The organism is Streptomyces albireticuli (genome assembly GCF_002192455.1).
GTDB lineage: Bacteria > Actinomycetota > Actinomycetes > Streptomycetales > Streptomycetaceae > Streptomyces > Streptomyces albireticuli_B.
Map to the genome: position 1 here is coordinate 2,566,465 of NZ_CP021744.1, position 21,506 is coordinate 2,587,970.

Sequence of the window (21,506 nt, forward strand, 5' to 3'; positions counted from 1 at the left end):
CCACACTGGTTAATTTTTCAACTTTCTTAGGTAGAATTCCTCTATGTCTATGGACACCGAGAACGGCACCCGCTGGCTCAGCGAAGAGGAACAGCGCGCCTGGCGCGCCCATCTGGACGTCAGCCGCCTGTTGATGCACCAGCTCGAACGGGACCTCCAGCCGTTCGGCCTCACCAACAACGACTACGAGATCCTCGTCAATCTCTCGGAGTCCGAGGACCACCGGATGCGGATGAGCGACCTCGCCACCGCCACCCTCCAGTCCAAGAGCCGGCTCTCCCACCAGATCACCCGCATGGAGAACGCCGGTCTCGTCCGCCGCGAGAACTGCGAGTCCGACCGGCGTGGCCTGTATGCCGTCCTCACCGAGCAGGGCTGGGAGATGATGCGGGAGGTCGCCCCGCACCATGTCGCCTCCGTCCGCGAGCACTTCATCGACCTGCTGGGCGAGGCGGACCTCAAGGCGCTCTACGCCTCCCTCGCCCCGGTGGCCCAGCACCTGCGGACCACGCGCGGGCGGGTCTGAGTCCCGGCCCCACCGGCCGGGGCGCCTCGCGCGGGCGCCCCGGCACTCCTCAGGACCGCGCGGCGCGCGTGTAGTCGGCCCAGACGCGGGCCGGGAAGACATTGCCGCGCCGCCCGTCCTCGCCGCCGACCTCCGACACCGGCAGCAGCTGCGGCTCCCCCGGCTTCGTACGGAACAGGGTCACGGCCGTGGACAGCTCCTCGGTGTAGCCCACGAACCACGCCGACCGCAGCCGGTCCTGGTCCCCGGTCCGGGCCGCCGCGAAGGGGCCGGTCCCCTTCGCCCCGTCGGTCACGGCCTCGTCCACGCCCTTGGCGCCCGTCTCCCGGAGCACCTCCGTGACGCCGTCGGCCACGCCCTTGTCCATGGCCCGCCGCGCCTTCGCCCGGTCCTCGAAGCCGCCGACGGACACCCGGTCCTTGAGCAGCTTCGTCACCGAGTACGGGTCGTTCTGCATCCCGTGGTTGGCGAAGGTGCCGTACGCGCCCGCCATCCGGATGGCGCTGGGCGTCGAGGTCCCGATGGGGAACGTCCGCTCCAGCTCGGCCATGCTGCCCTTGAGCAGGCCCGCGCGCACGGCCGTGTCCCGCACCTCCTCCAGGCCCACGTCCCGGCCGAGCTGGGTGAAGGTGGCGTTGCCGCCGGTCGTGAGCGCCTGGCGCAGGGTGGGGTGCGAGTCGTCCGGGCCGGGGCCGTCGGCCGACGGCGCGAGCAGGGTGCCGTCCTTGCCGTAGTAGCTGTCGGGGTCGTCGCCGCGCTTGAGGGCGGCGGCGAGGACGAACGGCTTGAACGCGGAGCCCGCGGGGACGCCGGACGTGTCCGCGTTGTTGGCGAAGTGCTTGGTGGCGTCGGGGCCGCCGTAGAGGGCGAGGACGGCGCCGTCCGAGGGCCGCACCGAGGCGGCGCCGACCTGGACGCCCTCGTCGGCCGGGCGCTTCTTCGGGTCGACGTCCCGGCCGAGCACGCCTTCCACAGCCTTCGACAGCTGCCGCATCCGGTTCCTGTCGAAGGTGGTGTGGATCTTGTAGCCGCCGCGCGCGAGGTCCTGGTCGGTGAGCATCGTGCGCTGCTTGATGTATTTGTTGGCGACGTCGACGAGATAGCCGGTCTGGCCGCCCAGGCTCGTGGACATCGACTGCTTGAGCGGCTCCGGGAAGGTCCGGTACTTCTCGCGCTCCTCCTCGGCGAGCAGCCCCGCCTTGACCTGCCGGTCGAGGATCCACTTCCAGCGGTCGACCGCGCGGGCGTGGTTGGCCGCGCTGGTGGCGGGGTCGTAGAGCTCCGCCCCCTTCAACAGGGAGGCCAGCATGGCGCTCTGACCCGGGTTCAGCTTCTTGGCGGGGATGCCGTAGTACGCCTGGGCCGCGGCCTCGATCCCGTAGGCGCCGCGGCCGAACCAGCTGGTGTTCAGATAGCCCTGGAGGACTTCGTCCTTGCTCTTCGTCCGGTCCACCTTGAGCGAGATGACGAACTCCTTGACCTTCCGCGTGACGGTCTGCTCCTGCGAGAGGTAGGTGTTCTTCACGTACTGCTGGGTGATCGTGGAACCGCCCTGGGTCTCCCCGCCCTGGGCGGTACTGGCGAACGCCCGCAGGATGCCCTTGAACGACACCCCGCGGTCGCTGTAGAAGCTCTCGTTCTCCGCGGCGATCACGGCGGTCCGGGCGGACTCCGGCACCTCCGACAGGCGGACGATGTTCCGGTTGACCTGCCCGAGGCTCACCATCTGGCTGCCGTCCGACCAGTAGTACGTATTGGCCTCCTGGAAGGCCGCGGCGTTCTCGTCGGGGATGTCCACGCTCGCGTAGACCCAGGCGAACAGCCCGGCCAGGGTGCCGACGCACACCGTGAGCACGCCCAGGAGCTGCCGCCAGGACGGGAGCCAGCGCCGGACGCCGCGTCTGCCGTGGCGCGGGTAGTCGACGAGTCTCCTGCCGGCCGGCTTCTCCTTCCCCTTGCGGCGGGGGCGCGGCTTGTCACGGTGCTTGCTCAAGGGCCGGTCACTCCTGGACGAGGCATCTCCGTACGGATTCCTGCGGAACTCGGTGTTGACGGCTGAGACGGTCCCGGGCGAGCGCTGGTTCGATAATTTGTATGAGCGTTCTGTGACATGTGTGGTTGCTGTGACGAACGAGGCGGTGAACAAGGCGTCCGGGGCCGGTTTTTCCGGCGTGGCGCCCGACCGTCCATGACACGCCGACCGTTCCGCTATGCCCCTTACCTCCCAGGGGCTGCTGCTACTTCTGACGCATGCTCACCTCACGTGCTCGGCGGTCCACCGCCGTCACCCTCGCGCTCGCCGCCGCCGCGGTCCTCGGCTCCCCCAGCGCCACCACACCGGCCGTCGCCGTGCCCGCCCGGATGCCCGAGCCGTCCCCCGCGGACACCGCCCGCAACGAGCTCGCCGATCTGGCCGTCGAGGCACCGCACCCCATGACCGGCTACTCGCGGGCGAAGTTCCCCCACTGGATCCAGCAGGGCGACGACTGCGACACCCGCGAGACCGTCCTCAAGCGGGACGGCCAGAACGTCACCCAGGACGCCAAGTGCCGGGCCACGAGCGGCACCTGGCACAGCCTGTACGACGGCAAGGACTTCACCTCGGCGTCGCAGCTGGACATCGACCACATGGTGCCGCTGGCCAACGCCTGGCGGTCCGGGGCCGATCACTGGGAGACGCCTCGGCGCAAGCAGTTCGCGAACGACCTGACGCACTCGCAGCTCATCGCCGTCTCCGCCGCCTCGAACCGCAGCAAGGGCGACCAGTCCCCCGACCAGTGGAGCCCGCCGGACCGCACGTACTGGTGCACGTACTCCCGCGCCTGGGTGGACGTGAAGTACCTGTACGACCTGTCGGTGACCGAGGCGGAGGCGAACCAGCTGGTCGCGATGCTCAACACGTGCGACTGACGGCCGGCGGCCGTGGTCATGAACCGCGCTGATCCGGTCGGCCCGGGACAAGACCGAACGGCCTGATCCCTCGCTGAAGAACTACGTGCGCACGGGCACGGGCAGCCCCGCCCCGGACGTCTTCCTCAAGGAATGGCGCGACAGCGCCGGTACGGACGGGAAGCGGCCGGGAGACGACGGCTTCGACGGGCGGGAAGGGGCGGGGTCGGGGGACAAGCCCGCCGCGGGCTCAGGCCCGCGGCCGCTTGAACCACCCCACCCCGTCCTTCTTCACGCAATTCACCAGCACCAGCGCCCCCAACGCGATCCCCGGCCCGCCCACCACCGCCCCCGACGCCAGGCTGACCAGCGCGTTGAGCAGCACCACCCCCGACACCACCAGCGCCCCCACCCGGACCCCGTTCCCGCCCGTGCGGAACTTCGCCGCGAGGACCAGTGAGGCGACCCCGAGGACCAGGGACAGGACGGCGATCCCGGCCAGTCCGGCCCTGGAGAACTCCGAGTCGCCGCGCTCCGCGAAGGCGGCCACGGCGGTGAAGATCAGACCGCCGAGGGTGCTGAGACCGCCGAGCACCCACAGGCACACGCGTGCGGTCCTGACGCCGCCGGGCATCTCCATCGGCACCGGCGGATACGGGGCCGGCACGGTCGGGCCGGTGTACGGGGAGCCGGGGGCAGGGGTGTTCACGAGTTCGCTCCAACGGTCGCGTGGGTCGTACCGCGCGGACGGCCGGGACGGGCGGCCGGCCGCCCGTCACCGGGGCGGCGGCACCGGACCGCCGGCGGGCGCCGTCACCGGCCGCCAGGGGCCGCGCCGGCGCCGGACGGCCGCCGGGCCGCCCTTGCCGGGCCCCGGCAGACCTCTCCGCGCCCTCACATGATCATCTCGGTGGAGCCCGGCCCGCACTGCCGGAACCCGGCAGTCTTCGCCCGCCGGCGGTGCCGGTTCCCGCCGGCCGGGACGCCTACGCGCCCGCCCCCTCCGTGATCCCCGCGACCAGCTCGTCCGCCGCCCGGTAGGGGTCCAGCGCGCCGGCCACGATGCGCTCCGCCAGGGCGCCCAGACGGCGGTCGCCGTGCAGGTCGCCGATGCGCTCACGCAGCGCCGTGACCGCGATGGTCTCGACCTCGCGGGCCGCGCGGGCGGCCCGGCGGTCCGCGAGGACGCCCCGCTCCTCCATCCAGGCCCGGTGCTTCTCCAGGGCCTCGACGACCTCGTCGGTGCCCTCGCCCCGGGCGGCGACCGTCTTGACGATGGGCGGCCGCCAGTCGCCGGGGCCGCGGGCCTCGCCGAGGCCCAGCATGTGGTTGAGCTCGCGGGCCGTGGCGTCGGCACCGTCGCGGTCGGCCTTGTTGACGACGTAGACGTCGCCGATCTCCAGGATCCCGGCCTTCGCGGCCTGGATGCCGTCGCCCATGCCGGGGGCCAGCAGCACCACGGAGGTGTCGGCCTGGGAGGCGATCTCGACCTCCGACTGGCCGACGCCGACCGTCTCGACCAGGATCACGTCGCAGCCCGCGCCGTCGAGGACGCGGATGGCCTGCGGGGCGGCCCAGGCCAGGCCGCCGAGGTGGCCGCGGGTGGCCATGGAGCGGATGTACACACCGGGGTCGGAGGCGTGGTCGGACATCCGGACCCGGTCGCCCAGCAGGGCGCCCCCGGAGAACGGCGAGGACGGGTCGACGGCGAGGACGCCGACCCGCTTGCCCATCCGGCGGTACGCGCTGACCAGGGCCGAGGTGGACGTCGACTTGCCGACGCCCGGCGAGCCCGTGAGGCCGACGACGTAGGCGTTGCCGGTCAGTGGGGCCAGCGCGGCCATGACCTCGCGCAGCTGCGGGGACGCCCCCTCCACCAGGGAGATCAGCCGGGCCACCGCGCGCGGCCGGCCCTCCCTTGCCTGCTCGACCAGTGCGGGGACGTCCACCATGACCTGCTCCGTTCCGAACGTGCGTGACTCAGGGCCGCTCTCCGGGACCCGTGCCGGGCCCCCGGTTCACTTCCCCGGCACGTGGATGATCAGGGCGTCGCCCTGACCACCGCCGCCGCACAGGGCCGCCGCGCCCGTACCGCCGCCGCGCCGCTTGAGCTCCAGGGCGAGGTGCAGCACCGTACGGGCGCCGGACATGCCGATGGGGTGGCCGAGCGCGATGGCGCCACCGTTGACGTTCACCTTTTCCGGTGAGACGCCCAGGTCCTTGATTGACTGCACGAGGACGGCGGCGAACGCCTCGTTGATCTCGATGAGGTCGAGGTCGTCGACGGTCAGGCCCGCGCGGTCCAGCGCGTGCTTGATCGCGTTGGACGGCTGGGAGTGCAGGGAGTTGTCGGGACCCGCGACATTGCCGTGGGCGCCGATCTCGGCGATCCACTCAAGGCCCAGCTCCTCGGCCTTGGCCTTGCTCATCACGACCACGGCGGCGGCGCCGTCGGAGATCTGCGAGGAGGTGCCGGCGGTGATCGTGCCGTCCTTGTGGAAGGACGGGCGCAGCTTGCCGAGCACCTCGACGGTGGTGTCGGGGCGAACGCCCTCGTCCTTGCTGAAGACGACCGGCTCGCCCTTGCGCTGCGGGATCTCCACGGGGGTGATCTCGGCCTCGAAGACGCCGTTCTTCTGGGCGGCGGCGGCGCGCTGGTGGGAGCGGGCGCCGATCTCGTCCTGGGCGGCGCGGCCGATGCCGAGGCGGGTGTTGTGGTTCTCCGTCGACGCGCCCATGGCGATGGACTCGAAGGAGTCGGTGAGGCCGTCGTGGTCCATCGAGTCGAGCATCTCGATCGCGCCGTACTTGTAGCCCTCGCGGGACTTGGGCAGCAGGTGCGGGGCGTTGGTCATCGACTCCATGCCGCCGGCGACGACGACGTCGAACTCACCCGCGCGGATGAGCTGGTCGGCGAGGGCGATGGCGTCGAGGCCGGAGAGGCAGACCTTGTTGATGGTCAGGGCCGGCACGCTCATGGGGACGCCGCCCTTGACGGCGGCCTGGCGGGCCGGGATCTGGCCGGCGCCCGCCTGGAGCACCTGACCCATGATCACGTACTGCACCTGGTCGCCGCCGATGCCGGCCCGGTCCAGGGCCGCCTTGATGGCGATGCCGCCGAGGTCGGCCGCGGAGAAGGTCCGCAGGGACCCGAGGAGCTTGCCCATGGGTGTGCGGGCGCCCGCGACGATCACGGAGGTGTTGCCGGTCGAACCGTTCGTACCAGACATGAGGCGCGGCCCCTTCGAGCGGAGAGGTTAACGAGGGTTTCCGTCAATGTACTGAGCGGTACGCGCCCGGTCACCGGGCGGCGGGTGTGATCGCGCGCACGTTGCGTAACCGCTCGCGCGGGGGGTGCACTGGTTCCATGCTGACGCGCATCGACCACATCGGGATCGCCTGCTTCGACCTCGACCGGACTGTCGAGTTCTACCGTGCCACCTACGGCTTCGAGGTGTTCCACTCCGAGGTCAACGAGGAGCAGGGCGTGCGTGAGGCCATGCTCAAGATCAATGAGACCTCGGACGGCGGCGCCTCGTACCTCCAGCTGCTGGAGCCCATCCGGGAGGACTCGGCGGTCGGGAAGTGGCTCGCGAAGAACGGGGAGGGCGTTCACCACATCGCGTTCGGTACGCCGGATGTGGACGCCGACGCGGACGCGATCCGTAAGAAGGACGTACGCGTCCTCTATGACGAGCCCCGTAAGGGATCCATGGGGTCCCGCATCACCTTTCTGCACCCCAAGGACTGCCACGGCGTACTGACCGAACTGGTCACCTCGGCACCCCCCGCCGACCCGGAGCACTGACCCGCACCTCCCCCGGCCGGTAGAGTGCAGGTCCGGCCGGGGTCAGGGGTGGGGGCCCGGCCCAGGCTGTACCGATGATCTGACACCATTTCTTCGGAAGGGCGGGCTCCGGGTTCCACCGGTTACGCGGGACGGGGCCGGCCGCCAACGCGACCAGGGGACGGATGGGACCGCGCAGTGCGGGGCAACGACCGCTACGAGGCTGACGACCACCTCTCGCAATTCGAAGCCGAGATGGAGCGGCTGAAGAAGGAGCGGGAGAAGGCGGTCCAGCACGCCGACGACCTCGGATATCAGGTCGAGGTGTTGCGCGCCAAGCTCCACGAGGCGCGCCGCAACCTCGCCCACCGTCCGGCGTACGACACCGCCGACATCGGGTACCAGGCGGAGCAGTTGCTCCGTAATGCCCAGATTCAGGCCGAACAGCTGCGCACCGACGCCGAGCGCGAGCTGCGGGAGGCGCGCGCCCAGACGCAGCGTCTGCTCCAGGAGCAGGCGGAGCGTCAGGCGCGGATGGAGGCGGAGCTCCACGCGGAGGCCGTCGCCCGCCGCCAGCGGCTGGACGAGGAGCTCAACGAGCGCCGCCAGACCGTCGAGTCGCACGTCAACGAGAACGTGGCCTGGGCCGAGCAGCTCAGGGCCCGTACGGAGTCGCAGGCCAGACGGCTGCTGGAGGAGTCCCGGGCGGAGGCCGAGCAGTCGCTCGGCGCGGCCCGCGCGGAGGCCCAGCGGCTGACGGAGCAGGCCCGCGGCCGGCTCAGCGCCGCCGCCGAGGAGGCCCGTGCCGAGGCCGAGGCGCTGCTGCGGCGCGCCCGCGCCGACGCGGAGCGGCTGCTGACGGCCGCCTCCGCGCAGGCGCAGGAGGCCACCGACCACGCCGAGCAGCTGCGCACCGTGACCAGCGCGGAGTCCGACCAGGCCCGCGCGGCCTCGGCGGAGCTGACGCGTACGGCGGAGGCGCGCGTCCAGGAGGCCGACACGACCCTGCGCGAGGCGCGGGCGGAGGCCGAGAAGCTCCTCACGGAGGCCAAGGAGTCGGCGGAGCGCCGGCTGTCCTCGGCCGAGTCGGAGAACGAGCAGCGGGCCCGCACGGCCAAGGCGGAGATCGCCCGGGTGGTCGGCGAGGCCACCAAGGAGGCCGAGGCCCTGCGGGCCGAGGCGGAGCAGCTGCGCGACGACGCGCGGGCGGAGGCGGAGCGGCTGCTGGCCGAGGCCGCCGAGAAGGCGCGCAGCGCCGCCGCGGAGGACTCCGCGGCGCAGCTCGCCAAGGCCGCCCGGACCGCCGAGGAGGTGCTGACCAAGGCGTCGGAGGACGCCCAGGCCACCACGAAGGCCGCCGCCGCGGAGGCGGAGCGGATCCGCCGTGAGGCCGAGGCGGAGGCCGAGCGGCTGCGCGAGCAGGCCGCGGACACCGCCGAGCAGCTCAAGGGCGAGGCGAAGGACGACACCAAGGAGTACCGCGCCCGGACCGTCGAGCTCCAGGAGGAGGCGCGGCGGCTGCGCGGCGAGGCCGAGCAGCTGCGGGCCGACGCCGTCGCCGAGGGCGAGCGGCTGCGGAGCGAGGCCCGGCGGGAGGCGCTCCAGCAGATCGAGGAGGCGGCCAGCACCGCCGAGGAGCTGCTGGCGAAGGCCAAGGCCGACGCCGAGGAGACCCGGTCCGGCGCGAGCGCGGAGAGCGAGCGGGTGCGCGGGGAGGCGGCCGAGCGGGCCGCGACCCTGCGCAAGCAGGCCGAGGAGGCCCTGGAGCGGGCCCGTGCCGAGGCCGAGGAGATGGCCGAGGAGGCCGAGGACCACGCCGAGCGCACCCGTACGGAGGCCGCCGAGGCCGCCAAGCGGCTGCGTGAGGAGGCCGAGCGGGCCGCGGAGGCGCGGCGCGCGGAGGCCGAGGCCGAGCTGACCCGGCTGCACACCGAGGCCGAGCAGCGGGTGGAGGCCGCCGAGGAGGCGCTGCGCGACGCCCGCGCGGAGGCCGAGCGGCTGCGCCGGGAGGCCGGCGAGGAGACCGAGCGGCAGCGGTCGGAGGCCGCGGAGCGGGTGCGCGCGCTGCGTGAGCAGGCCGAGTCCGAGGCCGAGGAGCTGCGGGCCGAGGCCGCCGAGGAGGCGGCCGCCGCCCGTACCGAGGGCGAGTCGGTGGCCGCGCGGCTGCGGGCCGAGGCGAACGCCGAGGCGGAGCGGCTGCGCTCGGAGGCACAGGAGACCGCCGACCGGGTGCGGGCCGAGGCGAACGCCGCCGCGGAGCGTACGGCCGCCGAGGCGGCCGAGGCGCTGGCCGCCGCGCAGGAGGAGGCCGCCCGGCGCCGCCGGGAGGCCGAGGAGCTGCTGGGCGACGCCCGGACCGAGGCGCAGGCGGAGCGGGAGGCGGCGCGCGAGCAGAGCGAGGAGCTGCTGGCTTCGGCGCGCAAGCGGGTCGCGGAGGCGCAGGAGGAGGCGCGGCGCCTGGTCGAGGAGGCCGAGGCGCGGGCCGCCGAGCTGGTGTCCGCCGCCGAGCAGACGGCGCAGCAGGTGCGGGACTCCGTCGCCGGGCTGCACGAGCAGGCCGAGGAGGAGATCGCCGGGCTGCGCTCGGCCGCGGAGCACAACGCGGAGCGCACGGTCACGGACGCGCAGGTGGAGGCGGACCGGGTCCGTGCCGACGCCTACGCCGAGCGGGAGCGGGCCGGCGAGGACGCGGCCCGTACCCGGGCGGAGGCCCAGGCGGCGTCCGAGGCGGCCAAGTCGCTCGCGGAGCGTACGGTCGCGGAGGCGATCGCCGAGGGTCAGCGGCTGGAGGCGGAGGCCGCCCGCACACTGGACGAGGCCCGGGAGGCGGCGGGTGCCCGCCGTACGGAGGCGGCCGAGCAGGCCGACGAGCTGCTGGCCGAGGCGATGTCCGAGGCCGAGCGGCTGATCACCGAGGCCGAGGCCGCGGTGGAGAAGGCGCAGCGGGACGCGGCGCGGACGGCCGACGAGGCGCGCGCGGCGGCGGACGCCCGCCGCGCGGAGGCCGCGGAGCAGGCGGACGCCCTGATGGCCGAGGCCACGGCGGAGGCGGAGCGGCTGGTCGCCGAGGCCGCCAGGACCGTCGACGAGGCCCGCGAGGCCGCCGACGCCCGCCGGGCGAAGGCCGCGGAGCAGGCGGACGCCCTGATGGCCGAAGCGACGGCGGAGGCGGAGCGGCTGGTCGCCGAGGCCGCCAGGACCGTCGACGACGCCCGGGAGGCCGCCGAGGCGCATCGCGCGGAGGCCGCCGAGGAGGCGGACCGGGTGCGGGCCGAGGCCGCGCGGACGCTGGAGGAGGCCCGCGAGGACGCCGGCACCCTCACGGCGGAGGCGACGGCGGAGGCCGAGCGCCTGGTGTCCGTGGCCGAGCGGACGGTGGACGAGGCACGGGAGACCGCGAACGCCCACCGCACCGAGGCGGCCGAGCACGCCGACGCGCTGATCGCCAAGGCGACGGCCGAGGCGGAGCGGATGGTGTCCGACGCCTCGGCGAAGGCCCAGCAGATGCGTACGGACGCGTCCGACGCGCTGGCCTCAGCCGAACAGGACGCGGCGCGGGCGCGGGCCGAGGCCCGCGAGGACGCGAACAAGATGCGGACGGAGGGGCACGCCGAGGCGGAGCGGATCGTCAACACCGCGGCCGAGCTGACCTCTTCCGCGCAGGACGACGCGGACAAGATCGTCGACGAGGCGCGGGAGGCGGCGAACGCCCACCGCACCGAGGCGGCCGAGCAGGCGGACGCCCTGATCGCCGAGGCCACGGCCGAGGCGGAGCGGATGGCGGCCGAGGCCGCGGCTGCGCTGGAGAAGGCCCGGGAGGCCGCCGAGGCCCGCCGGGCGGAGGCCGCCGAGCAGGCCGAGCGGACCCGGGCCGAGGCGACCGCGCAGGCGGACCGGCTGCGGGCGGACGGGGCCGAGGCCCTGGAGCGCGCGCAGCGCGAGGCCGAGCGGATGGTGGACGAGGCCCGCGAGGCGTCGAACACCCGTCGTGCGGAGGCGGCGGCGCAGGCGGACAAGCTCGTCGCGGAGGCCACGGCCGAGGCGGAGCGGATGGCCGCCGAGGCCGCGGAGGCGCTGAGCTCCGCGCAGGAGAACGCCAACAGCACGCGCGCGGACTCCGCGAAGCTCAAGGCCGACGCAGTCCTGGAGGCGGAGCGGCTGGTCGCCGAGGCGCGCGCCGAGGGCGACCGCACTGCGGACGAGGCGCGGGAGGCCGCGGCGCAGCGGCTGGCCGAGGCCGCCGAGAAGGCGGACGCGCTGGTCGCGAAGGCCCAGGAGGAGGCCCTGCGGGCCGCGGCCGCGGCCGAGGAGCAGGCCGACACCATGGTGGGCGCCGCCCGCCGGGAGGCCGAGCGGATCGTCACGGAGGCCACCGGCGAGGGCAACACGCTGGTGGAGCAGGCCCGTACGGACGCCAACACCCTGCTCGCGGAGGCGCGCGGGGACGCGACGGCCATAAGGGAGCGCGCGGACGAGCTGCGCACCCGGGTGGACAGCGAGGTCGAGGAGCTGCACGGCCGGGCGCGCCGGGAGGCCGCCGAGGCCATGCAGTCGGCGGGCGAGCGGTGCGACAAGCTCGTGGCCGCGGCGACCGAACAGCTCGCGGAGGCCGAGGAGAAGGCGAAGACGCTCGTCTCCGACGCCAGCAACGAGGCGAGCAAGGTCCGCCTCGCCGCGGTGCGCAAGGCGGAGGGCCTGCTCAAGGAGGCGGAGCAGAAGAAGGCCGCCGTGGTGCGGGAGTCCCAGGCGCTGCTGAAGGAGGCCCAGGACAAGAAGGCGGCGGCTGTACGCGAGGCGGAGCGCCTGCGCACCGAGGGTGCGGAGGAGGCCAAGCGGCTCGTGGACGAGGGGAAGCGGGAGTTGGAGGTGCTGGTGCGCCGCCGCGAGGACATCAATGCCGAGATTTCCCGTGTCCAGGACGTGTTGGAAGCGTTGGAATCTTTTGAAGCCCCGGGGGCGGGAAGCGCCAAAGAGGGCGGGGTGAAGGCGGCAGCGGGTGCGGGTGCAACTCGATCGGGTGGTAAGCAGTCCCAGAAGTAGCCACTCAAACGAGGGGACATTCTCCAGGTTTGCCGACCTTCCACTCGATGCCACGCCGCTCGCACCCCTAGGATTCCCTCTATCACCTCACCGGTCTCTTATGACAGGAACCCCATGAGTGACACTTCCTCCCCCTTCGGCTTCGAGCTCGTGCGGCGTGGATACGACCGCGGCCAGGTGGACGACCGCATTACCAAGCTCGTCGCCGACCGTGACAGCGCACTGGCCCGAATCACCTCTCTGGAAAAGCGCATCGAGGAGCTCCACCTCGAAACGCAGAATGCTCAGGCCCAGGTCAACGACGCGGAACCGTCCTACGCGGGGCTGGGGGCCCGGGTCGAGAAGATCCTTCGGCTGGCCGAGGAAGAGGCCAAGGATCTGCGTGAGGAGGCCCGTCGCGCGGCCGAACAGCACCGCGAGCTGGCCGAGTCGGCCGCCCAGCAGGTGCGCAACGACGCCGAGTCGTTCGCCGCCGACCGCAAGGCCAAGGCGGAGGACGAGGGCGCCCGGATCGTCGAGAAGGCGAAGGGCGACGCCGCGACCCTGCGTGCCGAGGCGCAGAAGGACGCGCAGTCCAAGCGTGAGGAGGCGGACGCCCTCTTCGAGGAGACCCGCGCCAAGGCCGCCCAGGCCGCCGCGGACTTCGAGACCAACCTGGCCAAGCGCCGCGAGCAGTCCGAGCGCGACCTGGCGTCGCGTCAGGCGAAGGCCGAGAAGCGGCTGGCGGAGATCGAGCACCGCGCCGAGCAGCTGCGCCTGGAGGCGGAGAAGCTCCGGACGGACGCCGAGCGCCGGGCCCGCCAGACGGTGGAGACCGCGCAGCGCCAGGCCGAGGACATCGTGGCCGACGCCAACGCCAAGGCGGACCGCATCCGCAGCGAGTCCGAGCGCGAGCTGGCGGCGCTCACCAACCGCCGCGACTCCATCAACGCCCAGCTGACCAACGTCCGCGAGATGCTGGCCACGCTGACCGGCGCGGCCGTGGCCGCGGCCGGTGTCCCCGGTGACGACGAGCCGATCTCCCGCGGCGTCCCGGCCCAGCAGAGCCGCTGACCCGGCGCCCGCGAGGACGAGCGGAGAGCAGCACCCACCCCCGTACGACGATGCCCCGTGTGCCGCCCGAAGGCGGCGCCCGGGGCATCGTCGCGTGCCGGGGCGCACGCCGGGGGCGTCCCGGCACGGCGCGGTCCCCGGCCGCCATCCGGATGGTCCGCCACCGGTGGCGGGCGGCCTGGAGGGCCCTTACCGTGGCTGAATGATCGAGCTCCAGGGTCTGACCAAGCGCTACGGCGACAAACTCGCCGTGGACGGCCTCACCTGCACGGTGCGGCCCGGGATCGTCACCGGCTTCCTGGGTCCCAACGGCGCGGGCAAGTCCACGACCATGCGGATGATGCTCGATCTCGACAATCCGACGGCCGGCACGGTCCTGATCGACGGCAAGCACTACCGCCAGCTGCGGGATCCGCTGCGGGCCGTGGGCGCCCTGCTGGACGCCAAGGCGATGCACGGCGGCCGGAGCGCCTACAACCACCTGCTGTGCCTGGCGCAGAGCAACGGAATCCCACGCTCCAGGGTGCGGGAGGTTCTGGACACGGTCGGCCTGACCTCGGTGGCGAAAAAGCGCTCCAAGGGCTTCTCGCTCGGCATGGGGCAGCGCCTGGGCATCGCGGGCGCCCTGCTGGGCGACCCGCGCATCCTGATGTTCGACGAGCCGGTCAACGGCCTGGATCCCGAGGGCATCCACTGGATCCGCAATCTGATGAAGAACCTGGCCGCCCAGGGGCGCACGGTCTTCGTCTCCTCGCACCTGATGAGCGAGATGGCGCTGACCGCCGACCACCTGGTGGTCATCGGCCAGGGCCGGCTGCTCGCGGACACCTCGATGGCCGACTTCATCGCGCAGAACTCCCGCTCGTACGTCCGGCTGCGCTCGCCCGACCACGAGCGGCTGCTGGACGCGCTGGCCGGCGCCGGGGTCACCCCGGTGACCACCGTGGACGGCACGCTGGAGGTCGACGGCACGGACGCCGCGCGGCTGGGCGAGCTCGCGGCGCGCCATCAGATCGTGCTGCACGAGCTGAGCCCGCAGCAGGCTTCCCTGGAGGAGGCGTTCATGCAGCTCACCGCCGAGTCGGTGGAGTACCACGCGCACAGCGCGCCGGGCGTGGGACCGGCACCGGAAGCCGGGGGCCGGGCCGCCGGCCAGGGGCCGGGTGATCCGCCGCCGGGTGCGGGCTGGGGCGCCGGCTGGCGCGGGAAGGGATCCTGAGACGATGGCGGTGGCGAGCCAGGTCCTCCAGTCGGAATGGACAAAGATCAAATCCGTGCGCTCCACGGTGTGGACGCTCGGCCTCGCGGTCGTGGTGACGGTCGCTCTCGGCGCGCTGATCAGCGCATTGTCCAAAAACGACTTCAACAAATTGTCAGCCGAGGATCGGATCCAATTCGATCCGACGTTCACGAGTTTCGCGGGCATGGGGCTCGGTCAGCTCGCAATGATCGTTTTTGGTGTGCTGGTGGTTTCGAACGAATACAGCACGGGAATGATCAGGACTTCACTCGCCGCCGTTCCCCAGCGCGGCACTTTCCTGTTCAGCAAGATCACCGTGGCCACGCTGCTCGCGCTGGCCATCGGGATGATCACCAGTTTCGTCTCCTTCTTCGTCGGCCAGTCGATGCTCGGCGAGCACAAGGCGTCGCTCGGCGATCCCGGCGTCCTGCGCGCCGTCATCGGCGGCGGGCTCTACATGACCCTGATCACGGTCTTCTCGATGGGCGTCGCCACGATGCTGCGCAGCCCCATGCTGTCGCTGGGCATCCTGATGCCGTTCTTCTTCCTCGTCTCCAGCATCCTGGGGAACGTCAGCGCCACGAAGAAGGTCGGCCAGTACCTCCCCGACCAGGCGGGCCATAAGGTCATGCAGGTGGTGACCGTCGACGACGACGCCCCGTACGGCCCCTGGGGCGGTTTCACGATCATGGTGCTGTGGGTGGTCGCGGCCCTGATCGGGGCGTACGCCCTGCTCAAGAAGCGCGACGCGTAGCCGCCCGGAGGGACCGGAGCGGGGGGACGGGCGGGCACGCCCGGGAAGGACGGGCGCCGGTGACGGACCGCAGCCTGGCAGCCCTCGGCCTCGGCGGCGCGCCCGCCGAGCTGCCGCTGACCTACCCCGGCCGCCCGGTCACCGAGCCCGCGCTGCTCACCGGTGACCAGTTGCTGCCGCTGTGCGCGGCCGAGGGGCGGCGGCTCGGCGACTGGCGGGTGGTGACCGACGAGGCCGGGCCGCCGGATTCCGGGCCACGGCTCGACGCCGCCCTGACCGCGCTCGGCCGGCCCACGGCGGGCCGGCGCCACCCCGTGATCGCCGTCGGGTCCAACGCCTCCCCCGCCCAGCTCCTCCACAAGCTCACCGGGCACGGCCTGTCCACGGCCGTGCCGATGGTCCCGGTGCGGGTGCGCGGCGTCGGGGTGGGCTGCTCGGGCCACATCGGGCGGCACGGCTATGTGGCGGCGGCCCCGTACGCCGATCCGGCGGCGGACCGCGTGCTGGTGATCAGCTGGCTGGACACCGAGCAGCTCGCGGCCGTCGACGCCACCGAGTTCAACTACCGGCGCGCCCTGCTGCCCGGGCCCGGCTTCCCCATGGCGATGCCGTCCGGCGAGCGGCTCGGCGGGGCGTATCTCTACGTCAGCGTGCACGGCGTCCTCGTCGACGAGGCCACCGGCCTGCCGCTGCCGGGCGGCGGCGACCAGCACGCCCTGCTCAGCGGGCTGCTCGCCGCCTCGGCGGAGCTGCGGGCCCTGCTCGGCCCGGACCCGGCCAGCTGGGTCGCCCGGGCGCGGGCCGACGAGGCGGTCCGGACGGAGGGCCGCCGGATCCTCCGCGGCCGGGGCCCGCTGCTGACGGCGAGCGGCCTGCCCGCGCCGGAGGAGACCGGTGCCGCCCCGCGCCGCTACGACGAGCTGCCCCCGGCTCCCCCGCTCCGGCCACGGTCCGCACCGTCCCACCTACCGCGCGCTTAACTCTCACAAAACGGGAACCGTCAGCTTCTCGTTATCCTCCTAAGCCTTACGGGGGCTTGCGCCCCGACGAAAGCTCGCGAGGGGCGGAGAATGATCGAGGCAGTCGGTCTGACGAAGCGCTACGGCGCCAAGACGGCCGTGCACAATCTGTCGTTCCAGGTCAGGCCTGGTGCGGTGACCGGCTTCCTGGGCCCCAACGGGTCCGGCAAGTCCACGACGATGCGCATGATCCTTGGCCTGGACATGCCCACGTCCGGCCATGTCACCATCGGCGGCCACCCCTTCCGCAAGCTGCCCAACGCCCCCCGCCAGGTCGGCGCCCTCCTCGACGCCAAGGCCGTGCACGGCGGGCGCAGCGCCCGTCTGCACCTGCTCTCGCTCGCCCAGCTCGCCGGCATCCCGGCCCGCCGGGTGGACGAGGTGCTCGGCGTCGTCGGCCTCCAGGACGTCGCCAAGCGGCGCTCCAAGGGCTTCTCGCTCGGCATGGGCCAGCGTCTGGGCATCGCCGCCGCCCTGCTCGGCGACCCCCAGGTGCTGCTCTTCGACGAGCCCGTCAACGGTCTCGACCCCGAGGGCATCCTCTGGGTCCGCAACCTGATGAAGCAGCTCGCCGCCGAGGGCCGCACGGTCTTCGTCTCCTCGCACCTGATGAGCGAGATGGCGCTGACCGCCGACCACCTCATCGTCATCGGGCGCGGCCAGCTGCTCGCCGACATGAGCGTGCAGGACTTCATCTCCGCGAACTCCGCCGACTTCGCGCGCGTGCGGACGCCCGACACCGCGCCGGAGGGCCGCGAGAAGCTCACGGCCGCGCTGGTCGAGGCGGGCGGCCAGGTGCTGCCCGAGCCGGACGGCGCGCTGCGCGTCACGGGCGTGCCGCTGCCCCGGATCAGCGACCTCGCGCACGACGCCGACGTCCGCCTCTGGGAGCTCTCCCCGCACCGGGCCTCCCTGGAGGAGGCGTACATGCGGATGACGCAGGGCGCGGTCGACTACCGCTCGACCGCCGACCCGCGGGCCCACCTCCAGCCCGCCGACCCGTACGGCTACGGGCCCGGCGCCCCCGCCCCGCAGGGCTGGGCCGCCGCCCCGGCGGGCAACCCCTACCCGGCGCTCACGGGCGAGCAGCCCAACCCGTACGCCCAGCCGATGCCGCCGCAGACCGCGCCCCAGGCGCCGCCGCAGCCTCAGGCCACTCCGGTGCCCCAGGCGCCGCCGGCCCCGCCCGTCGCGCCCGCGGCCCCCGCCGCCCCCTCGACGCCTCCCCTGGTGCCGCACCCTCCGGCCCCGCCGACCTGACCAAGCGTGACAGCGAGGACGCCCGATGACCGCCCCCCAGCCCCCGCAGCAGCCGGCCTTCGCGCAGGCCCCGCAGCCCGGTCAGCCGGGCATGCCCCCGCAGCAGCAGTGGACCGGCGCGGCGGCGCCCTTCGTCTACGTCTCGCCGATCCCGGTGCGCAAGGCGAACCTCGGCGACGCCCTCAAGTCCGAGTGGACCAAGATCAGGTCCGTCCGCTCCACGCTGTGGACGCTCGGCGTGATGCTCGTCCTCATCCTCGGCATCGGCCTGCTCGCCGCCGGCCTGGTGAACGGCACGGGCAACGAGCTCGGCAAGGAGTCCTCGCCGCTCGCCTTCGGCTTCTTCGGGGTGCTGCTCAGCACCATCTGCGTGATGACGCTCGGGGTGCTGACGATCTCCTCGGAGTTCGGCACCGGGCTCATCCGGACGACGCTGACCGCGTGCCCGGACCGCGCCCGGGTGCTGACGGCCAAGGCGGTCGTCTTCTTCCTGCTGACCTTCGTGCTCACCCTCGTCGCCACCACGCTGGTGGCCATGTTCGACTCCGCGCTGCTGGCCGACCAGTGGGACGGCGAGCTCTCCGGTGCCGCGTACTTCAAGGCGACGGTCGGCGTGAGCCTGTTCATCGCGTCCCTGGGCCTGGTCGCACTCGCCATGGGCGCGCTGCTGCGCCACTCGGCCGGGGCGATCACGCTGATGCTGGGCGTCGTCCTGCTGCCGCTGGTCGTCGCGATGTTCATGTTCTCGGAGAGCCTGGAGAGCGTCCGCAAGGCCCTCTTCGAGTACTCGATCCCCAACCAGCTCGCGGCCTTCTACGAGACGGGCGCCGCCGAGGCGTCCTCCGGGCCCACCGGCTGGGAGCCGCTGTGGATCGTCCTCGTCGTGGCGGGCGTCGCCCTGGGCGGCGCGTACACGTCGCTGGTCAGCCGCGACGCGTGACGGACGGGGCGCGCGCCGCGCCCCCGGTCAGTACCTCGGCGCGTTACGGGACCGCTGGAGCCGCGCGCTCCGGCGGTCCTTCGCGTTCCAGCAGGCCTTGTGCCAGTGGCGCCGGTCCTCGACCCCGCCGCCGTACTGCGGCCAGGCCACCAGGTGCGGGACGCCCGGCGGGATCTCCTGGTCGCACCCGGGGCAGCGGTAGTGCTTCGCCGCCGAGCCGCCGCTGACGGTGCGCACGGCCCACTCCTCCCCCTGCCAGCTCTCCGCCCGCTCCAGTCCGTAGCGATCGCCGCCGCCACCGCCCTCGCGCGGGGCGTCGGCTGCTCTTTCTGGACCGCCTCGCGGGCGGTTTCGGCGCGGGGACACGGGGCACCTCGGAGGTCTGGGGAGCTACGGGCCGTGACCAGGTTACGCGTCACGGTCACCGCCTCGGGCGGGCGTCCTCGCGCCACCACCCGGACCGCTCTCCGATCATCATGAAAACTTAACGCCGGGCCGTGCCCATGGCACGTGTCAGGCGTTATTTCGGGTGGGGGGATGCCGCGTCGGTCGCTAGGAGGAGTAAGAGCGATGCGCGTTGGAGCATTCGTCCTGGCAGCGCAGTTCCCCGGGCAGGGGCACGGGGAAGCGCTGCACCGCGCCGTGCGGTCCGCGGTGGTCGCCGAGGAGGCCGGGCTGGACGCGGTCTGGCTCGCCGAGCACCACTTCGTGCCGTACGGCGTCTGCCCGTCCGCCGTGACGCTGGCCGCCCTGCTGCTGGGCCGCACCCGCCGGATCCAGGTGGGCACGGCGGTCAGCGTGCTGCCCACCGTGCATCCGGTCGCGCTGGGTGAGCAGACGGCGCTGCTGCACCTGGTCTCCGAAGGAAGGTTCACCCTCGGGGTGGGCCGCGGCGGCCCCTGGGTGGACCTGGAGGTCTTCGGCTCCGGCCTCGGCGCCTACGAGGAGGGGTTCCCCGAATCGCTCGATCTGCTGATGCGCTGGCTGCGCGAACCCCGGGTCGGCGCCGCCGGACCGCGGTTCCGGTTCCGCGCGGTGCCGGTCGTACCGCGCCCGGACGAACTGGAGGATCGTTCCGGCCCGCCCGTGATCGTGGCCTGCACCTCGCCCGCGAGCGTGCGGCTCGCGGCCGGGCACGGGCTGCCGATGCTGCTCGGCATGCACAGCGGGGACGAGGAGAAGGCCGAGATGGTCGCCCTGTGGCGCAAGTGCGCGCTGGAGGCGGGGCGTTCGCCCGAGGAGGTCGCGGCGGCCGGTCATGTGTCGGCCGGGGTCGTCCAGATCGGTGACCGCCGGCAGGAGGCCGCGGAGACGCTCACCAAGGCCATGCCGGGCTGGCTGCACCAGGGCCTCTCGGCCCATGTGACCGTCGACGGCAGACTGCGGCGGATGCGCGATCCGCTGGAGTACACCCAACTGCTCTGCGAGCTCCACCCGGTGGGCCCGCCCCGGCTCTGCGCCGACCGGCTCGCCGCCACCGCCGAGCGGACGGGCATCACCCGCTTCGCCCTGCTGGCCGAGGGCTCCGGCGATCTCGCCGCCACCGAGGACAACCTCCGGCGGCTGGGCGGCGAGGTCCTTCCCCTGCTCGCCTGACACCGGCACGGCCCCCGTCCGTCCCGCCGCCGGCGCCGAGCACGCCCGCGCCGCACCGCGGTCCCCCGGAGCTGCCGCCCGCACCGATCACGTCGTACGCGTGCGGAACGGCAGCACACCCGCGTCAGCAGTCCCTGAGTTCCGGGGACTGGTTCAGCAGCTGGCCCCGGATCGAGGTGAAGCGGGTCAGGCGGTCGTCGGCGGACGCGTCGAGCGGGAAGACCGCCACGCGGTGGCAGTTCTGGAACGCCAGGCGCACACCGAAGTGCCGCTCCAGCGCACCGCGGATCGCGTCACTCGCCAGGGCGCGCAGCAGCTGCCCACGGGCCCGCTCATCCGGCGGAGGCGTCTGGTTGTCGGCGAACTCGCCACCGTCGATCCTGAGCCGGGCCACCAGGGAGCTGATCATTTCCCACGCGTACGGCAGGGAGGTCCGGACGCAGTCGACGAATTCCGCTTCGTCGACCTCGCCTCGCTCGGCCTGTTCAAGGAGGGCCGGTGAGACGTCGAGCGACATGAGTTCTCCTCTCGCGACCCCGCGAGCGGGGTCTCAGGGATGGGCGAGCGGACGACGACGCCCTGTGCCCGTACGACGACCGCCCGCATCAACGGTAATTCGGCCACTGCGGGGGCACCAGGAGAACGCACCAACAACCGGCCACGGCGGGCGCACGAAAAGAGGCGAATCGCGTCGAGGGGCAGGTGTCGAGTAGCGTGACTCACCATGCGTCTCGTCATTGCCCGTTGCTCCGTGGACTACGCGGGCCGGCTCACCGCCCACCTCCCCTCCGCCCCGCGACTGATCCTCGTCAAGGCGGACGGCAGCGTCTCGATCCACGCGGACGACCGGGCCTACAAACCCCTCAACTGGATGTCCCCGCCCTGCACCCTCAAGGAGGGCGACGGATCGGTCTGGACGGTTGTCAACAAGGCGGGCGAGAAGTTGATCATCACCATGGAGGAGGTGCTGCACGACTCCTCGCACGAGCTCGGGGTGGACCCCGGCCTCATCAAGGACGGCGTGGAAGCACACCTCCAGGAGCTCCTCGCGGACCGCATCGAGATCCTCGGCGAGGGCTACACCCTGATCCGCCGCGAGTACCAGACGGCCATCGGCCCGGTCGACATCCTCTGCCGCGACGCCGACGGCGCGACCGTGGCCGTGGAGCTCAAGCGCCGCGGTGACATCGACGGCGTCGAGCAGCTCACCCGCTACCTCGAACTCCTCAACCGCGACCCGCACCTGGCCCCGGTCCGCGGCATCTTCGCCGCGCAGGAGATCAAGCCGCAGGCGCGGGTCCTGGCGACGGACCGGGGCATCGGCTGCGTGGTGCTGGACTACGACGCGATGCGTGGCATCGAGGACGACAAGCTGCGGCTGTTCTGACCGCAGGGGGTTTCC

17 protein-coding genes and 1 pseudogene are annotated in these 21,506 nt (G+C 73.1%); 12 read left to right on the top strand and 6 right to left on the bottom strand.

All coding sequences use genetic code 11. The features are described from left to right. Positions 1-49: 49 nt before the first annotated feature. Positions 50-526, top strand: a complete 477-nt coding sequence (locus SMD11_RS10645; RefSeq protein ID WP_087926223.1) for a MarR family winged helix-turn-helix transcriptional regulator — start codon at positions 50-52, stop codon at positions 524-526. Positions 527-575: 49 nt separating this feature from the next. Here the strand turns inward: SMD11_RS10645 and SMD11_RS10650 are convergent, their stop codons facing one another. Then, the gene (locus SMD11_RS10650) at positions 576-2,519 is read right to left on the bottom strand and encodes a transglycosylase domain-containing protein (RefSeq protein ID WP_087926224.1); all 1,944 of its coding nucleotides are present in this window, start codon (positions 2,517-2,519) and stop codon (positions 576-578) included. 257 nt (positions 2,520-2,776) lie between these two features. Here SMD11_RS10650 and SMD11_RS10655 point away from each other — a divergent pair, with 257 nt between their 5' ends. Beyond that, the gene (locus tag SMD11_RS10655; protein WP_087926225.1) at positions 2,777-3,436 is read left to right on the top strand and encodes an HNH endonuclease family protein; all 660 of its coding nucleotides are present in this window, start codon (positions 2,777-2,779) and stop codon (positions 3,434-3,436) included. 229 nt (positions 3,437-3,665) lie between these two features. Here the strand turns inward: SMD11_RS10655 and SMD11_RS10660 are convergent, their stop codons facing one another. From SMD11_RS10660 to SMD11_RS10670, 3 genes are all read right to left on the bottom strand, one after another. Then, on the bottom strand, positions 3,666-4,124 hold the full coding sequence (locus SMD11_RS10660; protein ID WP_087926226.1) for a hypothetical protein: 459 nt from the start codon (positions 4,122-4,124) through the stop codon (positions 3,666-3,668). 277 nt (positions 4,125-4,401) lie between these two features. Further along, the gene (meaB, locus tag SMD11_RS10665; protein WP_087926227.1) at positions 4,402-5,367 is read right to left on the bottom strand and encodes a methylmalonyl Co-A mutase-associated GTPase MeaB; all 966 of its coding nucleotides are present in this window, start codon (positions 5,365-5,367) and stop codon (positions 4,402-4,404) included. Positions 5,368-5,433: 66 nt separating this feature from the next. Further along, positions 5,434-6,609 (bottom strand): acetyl-CoA C-acetyltransferase, encoded by a 1,176-nt coding sequence (locus tag SMD11_RS10670; protein WP_087930409.1) that lies wholly within the window; start codon positions 6,607-6,609, stop codon positions 5,434-5,436. A 173-nt stretch (positions 6,610-6,782) separates the two neighbouring features. Here SMD11_RS10670 and mce point away from each other — a divergent pair, with 173 nt between their 5' ends. The 8 genes and pseudogenes from mce (at position 6,783) to SMD11_RS10710 (ending at position 18,508) form a co-directional block, all read left to right on the top strand. Continuing rightward, positions 6,783-7,223, top strand: a complete 441-nt coding sequence (gene mce, locus SMD11_RS10675) for a methylmalonyl-CoA epimerase (RefSeq protein WP_087926228.1) — start codon at positions 6,783-6,785, stop codon at positions 7,221-7,223. A gap of 177 nt (positions 7,224-7,400) precedes the next feature. After that, positions 7,401-12,242 carry a polarized growth protein Scy gene (scy, locus tag SMD11_RS10680; RefSeq protein ID WP_087926229.1) on the top strand — a complete coding sequence of 1,614 codons (4,842 nt, stop codon included), beginning with the start codon at positions 7,401-7,403 and terminating at the stop codon, positions 12,240-12,242. A 114-nt stretch (positions 12,243-12,356) separates the two neighbouring features. After that, a complete protein-coding gene (locus SMD11_RS10685) occupies positions 12,357-13,295 on the top strand; it encodes a cellulose-binding protein (RefSeq protein ID WP_087926230.1) in 939 nt (312 codons plus the stop codon). A 202-nt stretch (positions 13,296-13,497) separates the two neighbouring features. Further along, on the top strand, positions 13,498-14,514 hold the full coding sequence (locus tag SMD11_RS10690; protein WP_087926231.1) for an ABC transporter ATP-binding protein: 1,017 nt from the start codon (positions 13,498-13,500) through the stop codon (positions 14,512-14,514). Positions 14,515-14,518: 4 nt separating this feature from the next. Further along, positions 14,519-15,289: an ABC transporter permease gene (locus SMD11_RS10695; RefSeq protein ID WP_087930410.1), complete on the top strand. Its 771-nt coding sequence runs from the start codon at positions 14,519-14,521 to the stop codon at positions 15,287-15,289. 59 nt (positions 15,290-15,348) lie between these two features. After that, on the top strand, positions 15,349-16,269 hold the full coding sequence (locus SMD11_RS10700; protein WP_199843841.1) for a hypothetical protein: 921 nt from the start codon (positions 15,349-15,351) through the stop codon (positions 16,267-16,269). A gap of 90 nt (positions 16,270-16,359) precedes the next feature. Further along, positions 16,360-17,597, top strand: a pseudogene (locus SMD11_RS10705) (ABC transporter ATP-binding protein). Next, positions 17,594-18,508 carry an ABC transporter permease gene (locus SMD11_RS10710; protein WP_418952431.1) on the top strand — a complete coding sequence of 305 codons (915 nt, stop codon included), beginning with the start codon at positions 17,594-17,596 and terminating at the stop codon, positions 18,506-18,508. The pseudogene SMD11_RS10705 and the gene SMD11_RS10710 overlap by 4 nt, the downstream one beginning before the upstream one ends. A 27-nt stretch (positions 18,509-18,535) precedes the next feature. Here the strand turns inward: SMD11_RS10710 and SMD11_RS10715 are convergent, their stop codons facing one another. Continuing rightward, the gene (locus SMD11_RS10715; RefSeq protein WP_087926233.1) at positions 18,536-18,874 is read right to left on the bottom strand and encodes an ATP/GTP-binding protein; all 339 of its coding nucleotides are present in this window, start codon (positions 18,872-18,874) and stop codon (positions 18,536-18,538) included. Between the two features lie 204 nt (positions 18,875-19,078). Between SMD11_RS10715 and SMD11_RS10720 the strand changes: the two genes are divergently transcribed. Beyond that, positions 19,079-20,104 (top strand): LLM class flavin-dependent oxidoreductase, encoded by a 1,026-nt coding sequence (locus SMD11_RS10720; RefSeq protein ID WP_087926234.1) that lies wholly within the window; start codon positions 19,079-19,081, stop codon positions 20,102-20,104. Positions 20,105-20,228: 124 nt separating this feature from the next. Here SMD11_RS10720 and SMD11_RS10725 read toward each other — a convergent pair whose 3' ends face one another. Next, positions 20,229-20,621 (bottom strand): SCO5389 family protein, encoded by a 393-nt coding sequence (locus tag SMD11_RS10725; protein ID WP_087926235.1) that lies wholly within the window; start codon positions 20,619-20,621, stop codon positions 20,229-20,231. A gap of 207 nt (positions 20,622-20,828) precedes the next feature. On the opposite strand from SMD11_RS10725, the gene nucS reads away from it, so the two are divergent. Continuing rightward, the gene (gene nucS, locus SMD11_RS10730; protein ID WP_087926236.1) at positions 20,829-21,491 is read left to right on the top strand and encodes an endonuclease NucS; all 663 of its coding nucleotides are present in this window, start codon (positions 20,829-20,831) and stop codon (positions 21,489-21,491) included. The last annotated feature ends 15 nt before the right edge of the window (positions 21,492-21,506 follow it).

Excerpts from the sequence above, each read along its gene's own strand:
- SMD11_RS10645 (WP_087926223.1), top strand. The coding sequence starts at position 50 with ATGGACACCGAGAACGGCACCCGCTGGCTCAGCGAAGAGGAACAGCGC.
- SMD11_RS10655 (WP_087926225.1), top strand. The coding sequence starts at position 2,777 with ATGCTCACCTCACGTGCTCGGCGGTCCACCGCCGTCACCCTCGCGCTC.
- meaB (WP_087926227.1), bottom strand. The coding sequence starts at position 5,367 with ATGGTGGACGTCCCCGCACTGGTCGAGCAGGCAAGGGAGGGCCGGCCG.
- mce (WP_087926228.1), top strand. The coding sequence starts at position 6,783 with ATGCTGACGCGCATCGACCACATCGGGATCGCCTGCTTCGACCTCGAC.
- SMD11_RS10685 (WP_087926230.1), top strand. The coding sequence starts at position 12,357 with ATGAGTGACACTTCCTCCCCCTTCGGCTTCGAGCTCGTGCGGCGTGGA.
- SMD11_RS10690 (WP_087926231.1), top strand. The coding sequence starts at position 13,498 with ATGATCGAGCTCCAGGGTCTGACCAAGCGCTACGGCGACAAACTCGCC.
- SMD11_RS10695 (WP_087930410.1), top strand. The coding sequence starts at position 14,519 with ATGGCGGTGGCGAGCCAGGTCCTCCAGTCGGAATGGACAAAGATCAAA.
- SMD11_RS10710 (WP_418952431.1), top strand. The coding sequence starts at position 17,594 with ATGACCGCCCCCCAGCCCCCGCAGCAGCCGGCCTTCGCGCAGGCCCCG.
- SMD11_RS10720 (WP_087926234.1), top strand. The coding sequence starts at position 19,079 with ATGCGCGTTGGAGCATTCGTCCTGGCAGCGCAGTTCCCCGGGCAGGGG.
- SMD11_RS10725 (WP_087926235.1), bottom strand. The coding sequence starts at position 20,621 with ATGTCGCTCGACGTCTCACCGGCCCTCCTTGAACAGGCCGAGCGAGGC.
- nucS (WP_087926236.1), top strand. The coding sequence starts at position 20,829 with ATGCGTCTCGTCATTGCCCGTTGCTCCGTGGACTACGCGGGCCGGCTC.